The 14,047-nt window shown below is 53.1% G+C and carries 18 protein-coding genes and 2 tRNA genes; 7 read left to right on the top strand and 13 right to left on the bottom strand.

Annotation, left to right across the window (positions count from 1 at the left end; all coding sequences use genetic code 11):
• Positions 1-178 precede the first annotated feature (178 nt).
• On the top strand, positions 179-2,383 hold the full coding sequence (locus QXF46_08115; GenBank protein ID MEM0226821.1) for an elongation factor EF-2: 2,205 nt from the start codon (positions 179-181) through the stop codon (positions 2,381-2,383).
• Between the two features lie 125 nt (positions 2,384-2,508).
• On the opposite strand, the gene QXF46_08110 is transcribed toward QXF46_08115, so the two are convergent.
• Positions 2,509-2,585 (bottom strand) — tRNA-Arg (locus QXF46_08110).
• Positions 2,586-2,653: 68 nt separating this feature from the next.
• On the opposite strand from QXF46_08110, the gene QXF46_08105 reads away from it, so the two are divergent.
• The 3 genes from QXF46_08105 to QXF46_08095 are packed head-to-tail and all read left to right on the top strand — an operon-like array spanning position 2,654 to position 3,523.
• Positions 2,654-2,872, top strand: a complete 219-nt coding sequence (locus QXF46_08105) for an LSM domain-containing protein (protein MEM0226820.1) — start codon at positions 2,654-2,656, stop codon at positions 2,870-2,872.
• 16 nt (positions 2,873-2,888) lie between these two features.
• Positions 2,889-3,077, top strand: a complete 189-nt coding sequence (locus tag QXF46_08100) for a 50S ribosomal protein L37e (GenBank protein MEM0226819.1) — start codon at positions 2,889-2,891, stop codon at positions 3,075-3,077.
• Positions 3,078-3,091: 14 nt separating this feature from the next.
• Entirely contained in the window at positions 3,092-3,523 is a 432-nt protein-coding gene (locus QXF46_08095; protein ID MEM0226818.1) for an RNA-binding domain-containing protein, read from the top strand.
• Between the two features lie 49 nt (positions 3,524-3,572).
• Here the strand turns inward: QXF46_08095 and rnz are convergent, their stop codons facing one another.
• From rnz to QXF46_08080, 3 genes are all read right to left on the bottom strand, one after another.
• Positions 3,573-4,535 carry a ribonuclease Z gene (gene rnz, locus QXF46_08090; GenBank protein ID MEM0226817.1) on the bottom strand — a complete coding sequence of 321 codons (963 nt, stop codon included), beginning with the start codon at positions 4,533-4,535 and terminating at the stop codon, positions 3,573-3,575.
• Positions 4,528-5,412 (bottom strand): THUMP domain-containing protein, encoded by an 885-nt coding sequence (locus tag QXF46_08085; protein MEM0226816.1) that lies wholly within the window; start codon positions 5,410-5,412, stop codon positions 4,528-4,530. The genes rnz and QXF46_08085 overlap by 8 nt, the downstream gene beginning before the upstream one ends.
• A 203-nt stretch (positions 5,413-5,615) precedes the next feature.
• The gene (locus QXF46_08080) at positions 5,616-6,737 is read right to left on the bottom strand and encodes a DUF373 family protein (GenBank protein ID MEM0226815.1); all 1,122 of its coding nucleotides are present in this window, start codon (positions 6,735-6,737) and stop codon (positions 5,616-5,618) included.
• A 54-nt stretch (positions 6,738-6,791) separates the two neighbouring features.
• Between QXF46_08080 and QXF46_08075 the strand changes: the two genes are divergently transcribed.
• Positions 6,792-7,511 carry a hypothetical protein gene (locus QXF46_08075; GenBank protein ID MEM0226814.1) on the top strand — a complete coding sequence of 240 codons (720 nt, stop codon included), beginning with the start codon at positions 6,792-6,794 and terminating at the stop codon, positions 7,509-7,511.
• Here the strand turns inward: QXF46_08075 and QXF46_08070 are convergent.
• Genes QXF46_08070 through QXF46_08055 form a run of 4 tightly spaced genes read right to left on the bottom strand, consistent with a single transcriptional unit; the run spans position 7,508 to position 9,521 of the window.
• Entirely contained in the window at positions 7,508-8,314 is an 807-nt protein-coding gene (locus tag QXF46_08070; GenBank protein MEM0226813.1) for an ATP/GTP-binding protein, read from the bottom strand. The genes QXF46_08075 and QXF46_08070 overlap by 4 nt on opposite strands.
• On the bottom strand, positions 8,311-8,481 hold the full coding sequence (locus QXF46_08065; GenBank protein ID MEM0226812.1) for a hypothetical protein: 171 nt from the start codon (positions 8,479-8,481) through the stop codon (positions 8,311-8,313). Before QXF46_08065 ends, QXF46_08070 begins: the two co-directional genes overlap by 4 nt.
• A 49-nt stretch (positions 8,482-8,530) precedes the next feature.
• Entirely contained in the window at positions 8,531-9,139 is a 609-nt protein-coding gene (locus QXF46_08060) for a DUF655 domain-containing protein (GenBank protein ID MEM0226811.1), read from the bottom strand.
• 16 nt (positions 9,140-9,155) lie between these two features.
• Complete coding sequence (locus QXF46_08055) at positions 9,156-9,521, bottom strand: RNA polymerase Rpb4 family protein (protein ID MEM0226810.1); 366 nt, start codon at positions 9,519-9,521, stop codon at positions 9,156-9,158.
• A gap of 65 nt (positions 9,522-9,586) precedes the next feature.
• Here QXF46_08055 and QXF46_08050 point away from each other — a divergent pair, with 65 nt between their 5' ends.
• Positions 9,587-9,919 carry a 50S ribosomal protein L21e gene (locus tag QXF46_08050; protein ID MEM0226809.1) on the top strand — a complete coding sequence of 111 codons (333 nt, stop codon included), beginning with the start codon at positions 9,587-9,589 and terminating at the stop codon, positions 9,917-9,919.
• Here QXF46_08050 and QXF46_08045 read toward each other — a convergent pair.
• From QXF46_08045 to QXF46_08025, 5 genes are read right to left on the bottom strand one after another with little or no spacing between them, the layout of a single operon-like run.
• Positions 9,885-11,213: a tRNA pseudouridine(54/55) synthase Pus10 gene (locus QXF46_08045; protein ID MEM0226808.1), complete on the bottom strand. Its 1,329-nt coding sequence runs from the start codon at positions 11,211-11,213 to the stop codon at positions 9,885-9,887. The genes QXF46_08050 and QXF46_08045 overlap by 35 nt on opposite strands.
• Positions 11,210-11,695 carry a hypothetical protein gene (locus QXF46_08040; GenBank protein ID MEM0226807.1) on the bottom strand — a complete coding sequence of 162 codons (486 nt, stop codon included), beginning with the start codon at positions 11,693-11,695 and terminating at the stop codon, positions 11,210-11,212. The genes QXF46_08045 and QXF46_08040 overlap by 4 nt, the downstream gene beginning before the upstream one ends.
• Positions 11,696-11,733: 38 nt before the next feature.
• The gene (locus tag QXF46_08035; GenBank protein MEM0226806.1) at positions 11,734-13,026 is read right to left on the bottom strand and encodes a signal recognition particle receptor subunit alpha; all 1,293 of its coding nucleotides are present in this window, start codon (positions 13,024-13,026) and stop codon (positions 11,734-11,736) included.
• On the bottom strand, positions 13,027-13,206 hold the full coding sequence (locus tag QXF46_08030; protein MEM0226805.1) for a preprotein translocase subunit Sec61beta: 180 nt from the start codon (positions 13,204-13,206) through the stop codon (positions 13,027-13,029).
• A 44-nt stretch (positions 13,207-13,250) separates the two neighbouring features.
• A complete protein-coding gene (locus QXF46_08025; protein MEM0226804.1) occupies positions 13,251-13,802 on the bottom strand; it encodes a ZPR1 zinc finger domain-containing protein in 552 nt (183 codons plus the stop codon).
• A gap of 136 nt (positions 13,803-13,938) precedes the next feature.
• On the opposite strand from QXF46_08025, the gene QXF46_08020 reads away from it, so the two are divergent.
• A tRNA-Lys gene (locus QXF46_08020) sits at positions 13,939-14,035 on the top strand.
• Positions 14,036-14,047: the final 12 nt, after the last annotated feature.

The following is a 14,047-nucleotide window of genomic DNA, read 5'->3' as shown; positions in this document are numbered from 1 at the left end:
CACAGGGGTTTCCCCGCAGTTCAGCCGCGGCTGTGGGGTTACCCTGTGCGGGGCTGAGCCGGTGACATGGGCCCCGATGAAAATGGGGCTCGAGACAGGAAGGCCCAAGGGCCTACAGGCCCGAACCTCAACGCAGAAACCTTATAAAAGATCAGCCTAAAGCTCGAAGCGAGTCCGGATGGTACGCTTCAAGCAGGTCGAAGAGATAGCCAGGATAATGAAGAACGTGGAGCAGGTGCGTAACATAGGAACTCTAGCGCACGTAGATCACGGGAAGACGACGACCTCCGACTCTCTACTAATGGCAGCGGGTCTCCTTAGTCCCAAAGTTGCTGGTAAAGCTCTGGCTCTCGATTACGTGGAAATCGAGCAGCTGAGGCAGATGACGGTAAAGGCAGCCAACATTTCGCTTTACCACGAGTGGAGGGGCAAGCCCTACGTGATCAACCTAGTGGATACGCCTGGTCACGTGGACTTTACGGGCCACGTTACCAGGAGCCTTAGGCTGATGGACGGCGGGCTCGTTGTGGTTGACGCAGTGGAGGGTGTGATGACGCAGACAGAGACCGTTGTAAGGCAAGGGTTGAACGAGTACGTGAGACCTCTGCTCTTCATAAACAAGGTTGACAGGCTGATTAAGGAGCTCCGCCTGAGCCCCCAGGAGATACAGCAGAGGTTCGTGGAGATAGTGCGCGACTTCAACATGCTTATCGAGATGTACGCCGACCCCGAATTCAAGGATAAATGGAAGGTGGATTTTAGGAAGGGTCAAGTGGCTTTTGGGAGCGCTCTCCACAAATGGGGCTTGACGGTACCCATAGCGGTTGAGAAAGGGGTAAAATTCGATTACATAATCGACGCCTACGAAAGGGGGTACTACGATCAGCTGGCGAACGACTTCCCGCTTCACGTAGCCCTACTCGACATGATCGTCGAGCACGTGCCCAATCCGAGGGAGGCACAGAAGTATAGGGTTCCCAAGCTGTGGAAAGGCGACTTGAATGGGGAAATCGGTAGAGCGATGCTGGAGTGCAACCCGGAGGGTCCGCTGGTGATAGCGATCAGCAAGGTTGTAGCCGACCCTCACGCGGGCTTCGTAGCGACTGGCAGAGTCTTCAGTGGAACAGTAAGGCCGGGTGACGAAGTATGGCTTGTCAACGCGAGGGATGGCGGTAAGGTTCTCCAGGTCAGCCTGTACATGGGACCCTACAGGGAGAAAATCGATGAAGTGAGCGCTGGAAACATCGTAGCTTTACTGGGGTTGGAGAAGGCAAGGGCTGGCGAAACGGTAGTTGACATTAAGTACAAGGATTCAATGGTTCCGTTTGAGCGGATGAGCTACATCAGCGAGCCAGTAGTAACTATCGCTGTGGAACCAAAGAGGAGCAGCGATCTACCCAAACTTGTCGATTCGCTAAGAAAGCTCGCTATCGAGGATCCCACCCTAAAGGTCTACATAAACGAGGAGACTGGTGAATACCTCATCAGCGGCATGGGTACCCTGCACTTGGAAATCGTACTCTGGGACCTAAAGCAAAGGACTAATCTAGACATAATCACATCGCAGCCAATCGTTAGGTACAGGGAGACCGTAAGGAAGCGCGGCAACGTATTCGAGGGCAAATCGCCAAACAAGCACAACAGGCTCTACATCTACGTCGAACCTCTGAACGAGGAGACTTTGAAACTCATGCAGGAGGGCAAGGTGTATGCGGACCAAGAGTGGAGGGAGCGGGCTAAACTGCTGAGGGAGTACGCCGGCTGGGATACCGATGAGGCGAGAGGGATCTGGGACATCGACGAGAACTTCAACATATTCGTCAATAGGACGACGGGCGTTCAGTACCTGCGCGAGGTGGCCGATACGATAGTTCAGGGCTTCCGGTGGGCTATGCAAGCTGGACCACTAGCCCAGGAGCCCATAAGGGGTGTCAAGGTGGTTCTCGTCGATGCTCAGCTTCACGAAGATCCGGCACACAGGGGACCTGCCCAGATAATGCCAGCCACTAAGAACGCCATCTTCGCCAGCTTCATGGATGCTGCACCGACGCTCCTCGAGCCCGTTCTAAAAATCGAGGTGCGAGTCCCGCAGGAGTGGCTAAGCGGAGCGTTAAACGTTTTGAATAGGCACAGAGGCAAGATCTTAAACTTGGAGCAGCGTGGCGCGCTGATGAGAGTGCTTGGGGAGATACCAGTCAGCGAGTCCTTCAACCTAGCTGATGAGATGCGCGAAGCCACACAGGGGAGAGCTTTCTGGGCCACTGAGTTCTCGCACTGGTATCCAGTCCCTCAATCAGTTCTCACGGACTTAATCATGGAGATACGGAAGCGAAAAGGGCTCCCGCCACGCTTACCCACGGTTGAGGACTTCGTCACATTGTAGCCAGTTAAAACGTACACGCGAGAAGGGTTTAACTGGCTGTACTCAAGGAATACCTTAGAACCTCCCCACTGCCCACCTAAGGCTAGCTGTAGTCTGTCGACGATCTATCAGCAGAAATTTAACGATGGCGGGCCCGCCGGGACTCGAACCCGGGTTCTCCGGCTCCGAAGGCCGGCGCCTTTCCATGCTAGGCCACGGGCCCCCTCAACGGCACTGTGGCGATTGGCTTATATAGAGTTATCGATAGAGGCCGGTGAAGGTGCGCGAGAGATGAGCTCTACACTAAACTTGCTCAGGAGCTCAGTGAATAAGCAAGTATTAGTGAAGCTAAAGGGTGGTAGAGAGCTAAGAGGGGTGCTGAAGAGCTTCGACTCTCACCTTAACTTACTACTCGAGGAAGCAGAGGAGGTTAAGGAAGGCCGTACGCGTAAGTTGGGGCACGTCGTAGTTAGGGGGGATAATGTGATCCTCATCAGCCCAGCAGCATGAAGAAGAGGCGGTAGCCATGGTGAAGGGGACCACATCCTTCGGCAAGAGGGGGAGGAAGAAGACCCACATCAGATGCCGCCGATGCGGTCGGCACAGCTATAACGTGAGGAAGCACTACTGCGCGGCGTGCGGTTTCGGTAGATCCCGCAGGATGAGAAAGTACTCGTGGCAGAACAAGAAGATTAACCGCGTAAGAGTAGTGTAGCTCAGGTCGCAGCGATGAGGGTCCTCGTTAGAGTAGAAGTCAGGCCAACAGAGGATAAAGAAAAAGTCGCTAAGGCCGTTACGAATCTCTTCGACGTAAAGCTCTCTGAGGAGCGAGTGGGTGAGAGCACCTTCCTAGTAGGCGAGGGTGATGCTAGCAGCTTATTCAAATTCAGGCGCCTCCTCTTCGAGCAAAGGATCCTTGACGCGGCGCGCACGTTCATGTTGAAGGGTTTAACAGCCAGCGGGTTTACGTTTTACATCAATAAGCAGGCCGCTTACGCCGGCAGAGTCAGTTTCTGCACATACGAATTCGAAGAAAGCCCGCTCGGACCGATAATCGTTGAGGTGAACTGTAAGGATCCGGAGGCAGCAATACTCTGGTTAGCTCCTCGAACAGTACAAGGGGTACCAGTCGAGGAGATTACAAGTCCCCCGGATCCATAGTCTCCGCGCTGGTTACTGCGAGTAACTTTAATCGGAGCGCGTGATGGGTTTATGAAAGATTATTAAACCATATTGTTAATCCATTCATATAAAGTCTTCGTAGTTCGAGCTGCAGTAAGTCTTTAGCCAAAAACGTTTCCTTGAATATGCTGCGTGCCTCGCCTAAAAGTTGAGATAGATCATCCTCGCTATACCTGTTGCTAAAGTGGGTCAAAAAGAGGAACTTTGCACTTGCTTTTTGAGCTGTTTGTGCGGCGTCCACGCTAGTCGAGTGGAAACTGTTCTCCGCCTCGTTCACGTGTCCGGATGAGAACGTTGCTTCGTGGATGAGTAAATCGGCATCTCGGGCAGCCTCTACCAGGGTAGTGCAGGGTGTGGTATCGCCGCTGTATACAATCTTTAATCCCCTTCTGCTCGGACTCACTACTTCGCTCGGATGGACGACTCTACCATTAGGTAGCGTTACAGGGTAACCTTGAACTAGCCTCGTCCTTTCTGGGCCAGGCGGTATCCCTAGCGCTTCTGCTCTGGCGGCATTAAATTCCCCGGGTAGGGGGTCCTCAACTATCACGTAACCATAGGCTTCGAGCCCGTGCATTACCGCTACTGCCTTTACTGTGTACCCATCTCCCCTGAAAGACAACTTATCGCGTGCACTTACAAACACTATTTCGTAGTCCAACTTGTCGCGAAGTCGTAGAGATTCAAGAAACGCTAGAAGCTCTTGCGGACCGACGACTGTTAGAGGTTTGGCTCTACCCCAATTATTGAGCGATTCGAGTAGGCCGGGCAGCCCGTACACGTGGTCGCCGTGCAGATGCGTTATGAGGATGGCTGAAAGCTTGTTAACCCTCAGTCCAGCAGTCAGAATTCGGTACTGAACGCCTTCCCCGCAGTCGAGCAGGAGAAATTCGTTGCGAATCCTCACTAGGATGCCGGGTAACCACCTCTTCTTCGTGGGAGATGAAGCACCAGTGCCCAGAAACGTCACGCGCGCGGATCCCTTAATCATCTCTCCTCCTCACCACCGTAAAATATCTCGTGAGCTTGCCATGGACGCGTACAGGGTACGCTTCTACGTGGAAGCCCTCTTCGCTCAGGTTGAGAGGGGAGGGTAGGACTAGCGTGTAGACTGCATCGTGCGTGGTTATACGGGCTCCTTCGTTCAGCATTGATCGAGCTAGCTCCAATGAGGGTTCCGTCGTAGCTAGAATTCGACCGTAGGGTGGGTTTGTAGCTATGGCTCTGAAAGCTCCGGCTCTGAAGGGGGGACGTGTAGCATCTCCCACGACGATGTGACCCCGCGCGCTGCATGAAAACAACGCTAGGTTGAGACATGCGCCCTTAGCCGCGCGGAGATCGATGTCTAAGCCGACCGCTTCCAAACCCCTCAGACAAGCTTCTACCACGACGGTTCCCGAGCCGCAGAAAGGGTCGATGAGAGGGCTACGCCAGCCAGTTAAATTGACTAGAATCCCCGCATCTTCAGGCGTCAGGGAGGCTGGGTGCTTGAAAACCTTGAACCTCTTAGATCTCAACCTATGCCTGTCACCCCGTAAATCGAGAACCTGTATTCCGAGTACTGCAGCGTCCTTCGAGGTGATTAAACGTATATTCACGTCCGGAGCTTCTAAATCGACTCTAAAGCTGCCTTCCAGCGACTCAATGATACCTTCAGCCACGCATGCCGCTAACTCCATCGAGCTGATGGAGGGGTAACCCCCTAGCTTTCTAACAGTAACAGCGAAGGATCTATTTTTTAACTCGCTCCAACTACACGAAGCAGCTAACGATTTGTAAAAATCTCTCCCGGACGGCGGATTCGCAGATATTGCTTTGACGATAACAACTTCTTGCAGTAGCACGGAATCGTACAACCTCTGCAACATTTCGCCCACTTCGTTAGTATCGCGTGCCTCAGCAATGTGAAGACGATCGCTCAAGCGCACTAGACTTCTCCCAAGTAGTGCTTCAGCCTCTCTAGCTCCTAACTGTGGCTGTGCGCCCGAGACTAGAAGGCAGAGGGTTACGCCTTCTTCATGCATCGCAAACGCGCCGTGCTCTGACATGCGCGGCGTAACCGTGAGTTCCATTACTTAATCGTCTGCCTACTGACACTGCCGCCGTGTATTCTCCGCTGAAGCACGAGCCGGCTTAACGGTAGGATCGACGCTAGCACCGTTAGGGTTAGGATGGCAATGACAACCCAGAGTAGCAACGTGAAGATGCTCCCAGCCCCAACTAGGAGTCGAGCGTACTCGAAGATTACTTGACGTAGTACTACTGCAATCGCAACAGCGCCAACCTCGCTTGTGCCGAATCGTTTATCGCCCAGCAACGCTTCAAGAGCCAGGGCAACGAGGGGGAGGAGGATCGCGAGGAAGAGCAGATCCAGCACCAGCATCTGCTCGCCTAAGTTGGTAAGAAGGAAATAGCCGATCGCCTTGAGAAAATCAACGCTCCCAAGAGCAGCCACGCTGCTAATTCCAGTTGCCAGTGCCAACGCTGCGATGAGCATCGAGGCTATAATGGCCGTAAAAAGTATGGGGGAAGACGCGTATACCTGCTTGAAGCGTGCATCAAGGGAAAACCCTTTCACGAGCATTGCCAAGCCGATGGAAACCGTGATTAGAGGCCATACGTAGGCCGGAACCGTGAGTGAAAGCAAGATGTACATTGTGATTAATGCGCCTGGCACACCCAACGCGTACTTCTTGTACTTCTCCTCCTCGAACAGCCTCCTCAGGTAGCGGAGGAAGAGTATGAAGGACTCCTCTACCCCCCTCGATTGTTGCACAAGTACCCGCTGTACGGAGAGGACAGGAAGCCTCGACTGAATGAGGGGGAGCACCAACTCATCCGTCGGGCCATCCGAGACGAGCACCGCTCCGTCAAACTTCTTAGACGAAAGTATGCGGTCGAGTTCTTCAGCTATGCGCAAGTCTGCTTTCAACCCCTCATCTTTGTGTCCAGCTACGAGGGCCACTTCAACGTTTTCAAGCTTGCCACTCCGCTTGAGATCCTGATAGAGCCTAAGCGCGGCAAAGATTGCGTTCACATCTGAATCCTCCGGCCTTTTAGTTGCGAATTCGAGAGCCACCCGGCTGAGCTGCTCACTGCCGACTATCGGAGTTTCGAATCCCGTGACTTCGCCGATATCGTTGTCCCTATCAACGCATAGCACCAACACTGACCTCACTTGTCCCCCGCTCATCCATTCCCTCACCTACTGATGACCTTTAAATAACCTTAGCTGGAGTTATCATAGATGATCGAACTAACATTCTGCGAGTCGAAGCCGCTGCCGCGGCCCCTCTTTTCCAGCTCCAGCCTACCCATACTCTTTCGGGCGATGGTGCTTGACGGTCTGATCACGCCCCGCCTCGTCTCGCGCCTGCTCCAATCTTCAGCGATGATCAATTGTGAAGGCGTTACCTTGGAGCTTCTAGAGAGCATAGCGCCATCACAGGTTTACCGCGTATTCAGGTGGTTGCGTGGGTTCTGTCGCGAGGACCACAGCTACCCTGACGAAATCGCGCTCAACGTAGTCATACCGCACGTGAGTGCTGTGATCGCGTTGTCTAGCATCTTTGGCAGAAGCACGAGAACGGTTGTTAAGGCTAAGGTCCCCAGACAAGCTCCACGGAGCCTGGTAGCTGCCGTTGATCGCATCGCTGGTATTTTTGGCATCCCACTGGAGATTCAGAGGTGCGAGGAGAGCCCCGCCCTTCCGGTATGGTCTGCGCCGCCCGCAGTAGACCTCATCTCGCACGCGCTCGGCGAGGCTGCTGCTGCGGGCAGGGACATACTCGTTGAGGCTTTAGAGAGTGGAGGATCGATCGTCGGTAGAGCCCTGCTAGATCTGCTGGGACGAGAGCGCCGCTTCGTCCTCAAATTACTTACAACCTTCGACTTCCTGCGGCCTCACGTAACTGGGGGTGGGCTAGTCTTCGCGTTGACACAAAAATCGCTTGAAGCCCTGCTTTAGCCGGGCTCTCGCTCCCTAAGCTCGCGAAGGTGCTCAGGTAGTTCGAAGTCCTCTCCACCCTTGTACAATTTCTGGAGATCGGCGTAAACGCTATCCAAACCTTGCGCCGTTTTCGCGGACGCAAAGTAGATGGAGAAGGATTCGAGGAACCCCCTTACAGCCTCGAGGAGGCCTTTAACGACTAGCCTTTCTTCACCGCCCACCTCTTTTTCCAGCTCATCTAGGAGGCTCGTTGGTTCTCTAACCCAGTTGACCATCTTTTCGAGCTCAGCTTCGCTTAAAAGGTCAATCTTATTGAAAACGTTGAACTGAGGAATTCTGAACCGGTAGTAAACAGACGATGCTAGGAATATCTGGGAGGCGAACGCCGAGGGGGAAGTAGCGAGTGCGGAGTCAACAATGAATAGTACGCCCCCACGGTCGCCCATGAGCTCCTTAACGATTTCGGTACCCGTTCGCCTGAAAGCGAAGATCTCCATCTGCCCCGGAGTGTCAATGAGCACGTAACCCTCTGTTGCCACCTCATGTATCTCTTCCCTGAGACTAGGGATGAAGTTCAACATTAAATCAACGGAGGCTACGATCGCACCGTTGGGTCCCAGCATGTACTCTTCCATAACTTGCCTTGCTGTGACGTAGTCCCTCACGTCGATATCAGGCGTGTAGGGAATATACTCGGCAGCCGGATCGAGGTTGACGGTGAGATACGGTATCTCGAAGTTCTCCAGCCAGTCCGAAAATGCCGCAACAAAGGAGGATTTTCCCGAGCCTGCTGGACCGACTATGAAGAGCATGAATGTCATACGCGGCGCGACCTAAGGTCTCTCCCTACTTCCTTTTCGCGAGCTCGCTCGAGTAAATCCTCCAGCTCCTCTCGCACATACATTCTTCCGCAGCGTGTGCAGATATATATCTTAAGATCCCTGTTGTAGATGATTTCGCCTCCGCACTCGGGGCATCGCTTAGGCATCTGAGGATCTTAAAACGGAGAGATTTTAAAGGTGATGGGGAAACCTAGGCTAGTAGATTTCTTCTCTTTCTGTCTTCGTTTTGATAAATGGTTTCACGAAGATGTAGTGCCTTTGCTCTGTTTGTAGCTCCTCGAGGATTCTCTCGCAGATGGCTTTTACAGGGTCTATCTTGACTCGTTCGTAAATGTCCTTGAACGACTCAAAAGGCTTCCTCCTCCTCTCCTCGAGGATCTTCCAAAGAAGCCTTTTACCGATCCCGGGCAGTAATTCCAATGAATGCATCCTGGTGGTTAAGGGTTCGGCCTTATTGAAGAACTCGACAAACTCTGCCTCCCTGCTTTCAACTATCCGCCTCACTATTTCGGGAAGCTCGGCCCTAGCATTCGCTGTAAGCTCATCGTAAGTTAAGCGTCTAGTGACTCGTAGAAGCTGCCCTTCGAGATCCCTAATCAGTGGGACCCTATCGCCGGCCTTAAGCTCAAGGCCCGGTATCGGAGCCAGCTCGAGCAGCATAAAGTACCTTTCACCCAACGCTTGGGCGATAGGACCCCTAAAACCTTCCCTTCTTCCCCTCGAATAAGCGTAGCCGTACGGCAGGAAATCCAGAATGTACACGTAGTCCTCGTACACCTTTTGCCGTTTATCTTGAAATTTCATATAAATCTCCTTAAGATTAAGTTTCAGTAATTTTATAAGATTTTAATAAATTTATAATCTCCCGTAACTCATCTGTTGAAAAAACTCTGGAAAGGGGAGCTAGTATTGTCCGAAGCTCGCTTTCACTCTCGGGTACGGTATTAACCACCTGAACGGCTATATCGAGGGGGAGACCCCTTTCTACGAGTGCTTGTACCAGCTCATCAGCTGCCTCGGCACGGATCTTAGTGAACTTCTTTGCATACTCGAGGGTAATGACTTCAAAACTACTCAGGTTCCTTTTCCTCGACTCCTCCTCTAGCAGCTTAGCTACGATAGGAATAGGGACCAACTTCTCGCTGAGGATTTTCATTGCCAGTCCTCTATAGTTAACGATACCCAATATTAAAAGTTTAGTCGAGGAAGAGGCCGACAAACCTTATAAATGATCGCGGCGGCGAGTCCTGCGTGAGGCACTCGAAGGGCTACAGGAATAGAAGCAGGAAGCTCCTAAGCAAGAAGCCGCGAGAAAGGGGAAGGCCAGGTCTAAGCAGACTGTTATACGAATACAATATCGGCGATCGGGTGTGCATCGACATATGCCCCAACTACATAAGCACTGCACCACATAGAAGGTATCAAGGAAAGGTCGGTGTGATAGTGGGGAAGAGAGGCAGAGCCTACGAGATTAAGATCCGCGTGGGCGGCAAGGAGAAGATCATAGTGACAACAAAGGATCACATTAAACCATTCGTGGTCCAAGCCGCTAACCCTTCGAGCGAAGGTACTGCTTCACAATAGCCGGCTCTTCGATGTGGACAACGTCTAGCTCTTCTACTACCACATCTGCGTTAAGGATTTCGGCCACACTAGGTTTAGTCCTCCCCCCATCACCATGAATTAGCTCCTTAACGTACAGCCCGCCTTGGCAAGTTATGGTCAACTCTATGACACTATCCTCTAACATCTTAGCTTTCACCTCGTATACCACTTTCCTTCTAATTTTGTCAGCTTTTTTACCAAGAATTCTCGTTGGGGTTCTCTGAGTAATAACTGCACCTTTAAGGCTCCTCTCGATAAGTTCTAGATCATCTACACTAACTTTTTTGCTAACACTGACGCGCGCAACGTAGGTTTTGCGAGCGATCTCCGAATAAGCTTTCAGCTTTGGAACTATCCTGCCATCGATGAACTGCAGCCCCTCAACTTCGATAAGCCCGCCGGCCTCCTGATTTATCAAATGTTCAGCTTCGCGTAGATCTATAGTCCTAACTTTAGGGCAGAGTATTTCTGCGACGAAAGGTCTGCCGCTTCCTAGGGTCCTCACGTCCAAGTCTTCCCGCCCGGCCGCGTGGAGCTTTGCACCGCTACCCTTGGCTAAGGCGACGAGGGGCTTCGTAATGAGCTCTTCAATCGAAGTGGGGTAGAGGACGCGTGAATCCGGTTTGTAGAGCCAGGGGCTCTGCGGGAGCCCTCTGACGAGCTTCCTGTAACGTCCGTAGATGAATAGGGGGCGCGCTTGTACCGAAACGCTCCACGAGCCTAGGTCGATCAAGAAAACCACATCAGGGTTCTGCAGGGAGTACTGCTTACCGGTTAGCGTCGTAATGCGCTTTCCCACCTCTCTAGTTAACTCACCTTTCAAGGATTCCGCGCTCTCGATGCGATACCTAAGCCAAAGCTCTTCCTCGCGCTTCACAAGCTCGCTTGGTAGGGAGCAGCCGACCTGGAATGTTTCGAACTGGTATTCCCTACTAGCCTCTATACACATGTGGGCTAGCTCGTCTAAGCGCTCCATTACGCCACCGCATAGCGAGCACTTTTGCGCGACTTCTCGAAGATCACCGAGTCTCGCTAGGGTCTCGACTGCCGGTTTAAAGCCCGTGTCCGCGAGGCAGGATAACATAGCTCTGTCCGCCTCCCCCTTCATCGAATCGTAGGACTCCATGAGCAAGACGGTCTTTATGGCGCGCCCTCTCTCGGCGTTCGTCAGGCCGTAACCAAGCATCCCGAAAAGCCTACCTAGGCACGAGTCGCATAGAGCGCGCTCGGCAAGCACATTTCGTGCGACGCTCAGCAGCTCCTCCCCCTTCATATGCGGCACCTGTCTAGGTAGAGGTTTAGGAGGGATATTACTTGATCGGGCAGCAGCACGTCAGTGAAGCACCTCAGGTGCTCTACGCCTTCAATATGGGGTTCATGATGTAGAGGCACGATGAAGAGCAGATCTCTGTAGCTGGTCTGCACGTGTCTAAGGTCTATGCCGCGCGAGCTGCACAAGTACTTCGCCGAGAACTGTGTGAGGAAAGCGTTTAAGGGTCGCTTGCAGATGAGAACCCCCGAGTGAACGCTTCGAGGGCGATCGCTAACGGCGCAGGCAGCGCGAAAGGCTTTCGTTAAAATGCCTAGCACAGATGCCTCATCAGGTCTAACTCCTCTGAGCCTGTCGGCTACGAAATGCACGGTAAAGCCGTCTTCTAAGGAATAGAAGAGCAGATCAACGTCAGTGCGAAGCCCATGCGATATCATCAGCGCTGCGGGCACGCATCGCGCTAAAAGCGGCGCAGCACGCTGCATTTCCTCAAGTGTATCAACCAGGACTATGAACCGGCGCCTCACGGTAAGCTTAGCCTGGCTCGTCGGGAGCGAGTGAGCTGGCGCATTAGCTTTTGAGCCTTTCTGTAAGCCTCAAGAAGCTCCTTCACGTCCTTCACCGTTGTACCCGACCCCCTTGCGATCCTCAGCATGCGAGATCGATTTATTATCTCCGGTTTCACCAACTCCTCCCTAGTCATGGAGTTCATAATCGAGATCCATTTCTTCAAATTCTCCGATCCCGCTTTTTCAAGCTCAGGGGTCAACTGAACTCCACCCGGTAAGAGTTCGAAAATCTTCCTTAAGGGCCCCATTTTGTTCAGCTCCTCCAGCTGATGCTTAAACTCGAGGAGCGTAAATCGCCCTGAAAGGATTGTTTCGGCGCTCACGGCTAGCTGAGCGCTTCGCAGCTTCTCTACGAGGGCTTTCAAATCGCCCATACCTAGCAGCCTGCTGACGAATGAGGGGGGATCGAAGGGCTCTAACTCATCCACCTTCTCCCCAACGCCTATGAAGGCTATCCTAGCGCCTGTTTTAGCTACAGCCGCCAAGGCTCCGCCCCCTCGTGCAGCGCCGTCCATTTTCGTCAGGATTATCGAACCCACAGGCACGGCTTTGTGAAAGGCCTCCGCTTGCGGACCTGCGGCTTTCCCGATCGTAGCGTCGAGAACTAGCATCACCTCGGTTGGTTTAATCTTCTCAGCGATCTCTTTAACCTCGTGGAGTAGCATCGCCTCCTCCTTATGGCGCCCGGCTGTATCTATGATCACTATATCAACACCCCTCCTCCTAAGCTCCCTCACACCCTCCAGTGCAACGTCAAGAGGGGGCGCTACACGACCGTAAAACTCCGCACCAATCTGCTCAGAAAGCTGCTTTAGTTGCTCAAGCGCCCCCGGACGGTAGTTGTCAGCGCAAACCAGCCCTACTCTGAAACCCCGGCGCTTATAGTACAGTGCAAGCTTAGCTGCTGTTGTCGTTTTACCGGAGCCCTGCAAACCCACCAGTAATATCGTACTACCCTTACCTACCTTTGGCTCGTAGCGGGATTCGCCGCCCAGAAGATTTACCAGCTCCTCGTACATGTTCTTCAGAAGCAGCTCTCTCCTCGAGAAACCCGGGGGAACCTGCTCCCGCAGGGTCTTTTCCTCAATTTTTCTAGAAAGCTCGAGGACGAGTTGCGGGCTAACGTCAGCCTTTAGCAACTCTCTTTCGAGCTCCCTTAACACCCTCCTTACGGATACCCTATCTATTACGGCTTCCCTTTTTATCAGGGATACAACTCTTAATAATCCTTTTTTAAACTCCTCCATTTAGGGCGGCACCGGTATTATGATGTGGGCCAGAATCACGAGAAGCATCAGCCCTACGGTCAACGCAACCACAACTTCGGGTCTGAGCTTTAATCCGCCTACTTCCTCCTCGAAGTACGTGATGAGCCCTGCAGCAGTCCGAGGAGCTGTGGTTTTCCTCTTACTTCCCTTTCTCGCCACATGTAGCTTGCAGCAAACGCCGGTATTAACTTTTCTTGTGCAGGCTAGCCGGCCTCAACCTCCTCTAAAAGCACCTTGCAAGCCCGTGCCTCTTTGGGAGGCTCCACGAAGCTCACGCCCCACGGATCGTCGATAATTAGCGTGAATCGCCCCCCTCTGCTTATCAGCCGCTCAATGGTGTCCACGAAGCCTGTTGAACCCTCCCCCAATACCTCGATCGACTTCGCCGCATCCTGTACGAGCCTCAGTATCCCCTCCACGTTCGTCACGATGAAGTGCGCGCCCGCGCCCGGTGTGATAGAGACCCCCAGCTCGGGAATTTCTACGGTTGCAACGCTACTGCGAAGAACCCTTGCGTTGAGATCTTCAGGATCGCTCACCGTGTAATAGATGCGTCTGCGACGGTAGGTGTGCAGAGGGACTAGATCGGCGCGCCGGTAGCCGCAGCGTGTGCATGTCAGCGACGCGAGCAGCGCTCTACCGACGTTCGGTAAGTCGTATGTGGCCTCCCGCAGCACAGCCTTCCCTCCGCAGAGAGGGCAATCCACTTCGAGCTCCTCGCTGCTCTCAACGTACACGGATACGCTCTCTCCCATCGAAGGATCTCATCTACGAAGCGCTTTAAAACTGATACATTTGGTGAGGCGATGTACTTGAGAGACCATGACGAAGGTTCGTGCCGGTCTCTCGGCGCAGATAAAGCTTAAAACAGATTTTGAAGGATGTCTACGGGGGCCCGTAGCTCAGCCTGGAAGAGCGACGGGCTTTTAACCCGTAGAGCGGGATAGCCGCGCGGACGACCCGGGTTCGAGTCCCGGCGGGCCCGCCACCCGGCTGGTGG

The organism is Thermofilaceae archaeon, assembly GCA_038731975.1.
Taxonomy (GTDB): Archaea; Thermoproteota; Thermoprotei; order Thermofilales; family Thermofilaceae; genus JANXEW01.
This window is presented reverse-complemented; position numbering and strand designations above follow the sequence as displayed.

Bases quoted from the DNA above. Each gene is read 5' to 3' on its own strand.
- QXF46_08080 (MEM0226815.1), bottom strand. From the start codon at position 6,737: ATGAGCGGGGGACAAGTGAGGTCAGTGTTGGTGCTATGCGTTGATAGG.
- QXF46_08105 (MEM0226820.1), top strand. From the start codon at position 2,654: ATGAGCTCTACACTAAACTTGCTCAGGAGCTCAGTGAATAAGCAAGTA.
- QXF46_08040 (MEM0226807.1), bottom strand. From the start codon at position 11,695: ATGCAGCGTGCTGCGCCGCTTTTAGCGCGATGCGTGCCCGCAGCGCTG.
- QXF46_08065 (MEM0226812.1), bottom strand. From the start codon at position 8,481: ATGCCTAAGCGATGCCCCGAGTGCGGAGGCGAAATCATCTACAACAGG.
- QXF46_08070 (MEM0226813.1), bottom strand. From the start codon at position 8,314: ATGACATTCATGCTCTTCATAGTCGGTCCAGCAGGCTCGGGAAAATCC.
- QXF46_08025 (MEM0226804.1), bottom strand. From the start codon at position 13,802: ATGGGAGAGAGCGTATCCGTGTACGTTGAGAGCAGCGAGGAGCTCGAA.
- rnz (MEM0226817.1), bottom strand. From the start codon at position 4,535: ATGATTAAGGGATCCGCGCGCGTGACGTTTCTGGGCACTGGTGCTTCA.
- QXF46_08115 (MEM0226821.1), top strand. From the start codon at position 179: ATGGTACGCTTCAAGCAGGTCGAAGAGATAGCCAGGATAATGAAGAAC.
- QXF46_08075 (MEM0226814.1), top strand. From the start codon at position 6,792: ATGATCGAACTAACATTCTGCGAGTCGAAGCCGCTGCCGCGGCCCCTC.
- QXF46_08100 (MEM0226819.1), top strand. From the start codon at position 2,889: ATGGTGAAGGGGACCACATCCTTCGGCAAGAGGGGGAGGAAGAAGACC.
- QXF46_08045 (MEM0226808.1), bottom strand. From the start codon at position 11,213: ATGAAGGGGGAGGAGCTGCTGAGCGTCGCACGAAATGTGCTTGCCGAG.
- QXF46_08095 (MEM0226818.1), top strand. From the start codon at position 3,092: ATGAGGGTCCTCGTTAGAGTAGAAGTCAGGCCAACAGAGGATAAAGAA.
- QXF46_08060 (MEM0226811.1), bottom strand. From the start codon at position 9,139: ATGAAATTTCAAGATAAACGGCAAAAGGTGTACGAGGACTACGTGTAC.
- QXF46_08035 (MEM0226806.1), bottom strand. From the start codon at position 13,026: ATGGAGGAGTTTAAAAAAGGATTATTAAGAGTTGTATCCCTGATAAAA.
- QXF46_08085 (MEM0226816.1), bottom strand. From the start codon at position 5,412: ATGTTGCAGAGGTTGTACGATTCCGTGCTACTGCAAGAAGTTGTTATC.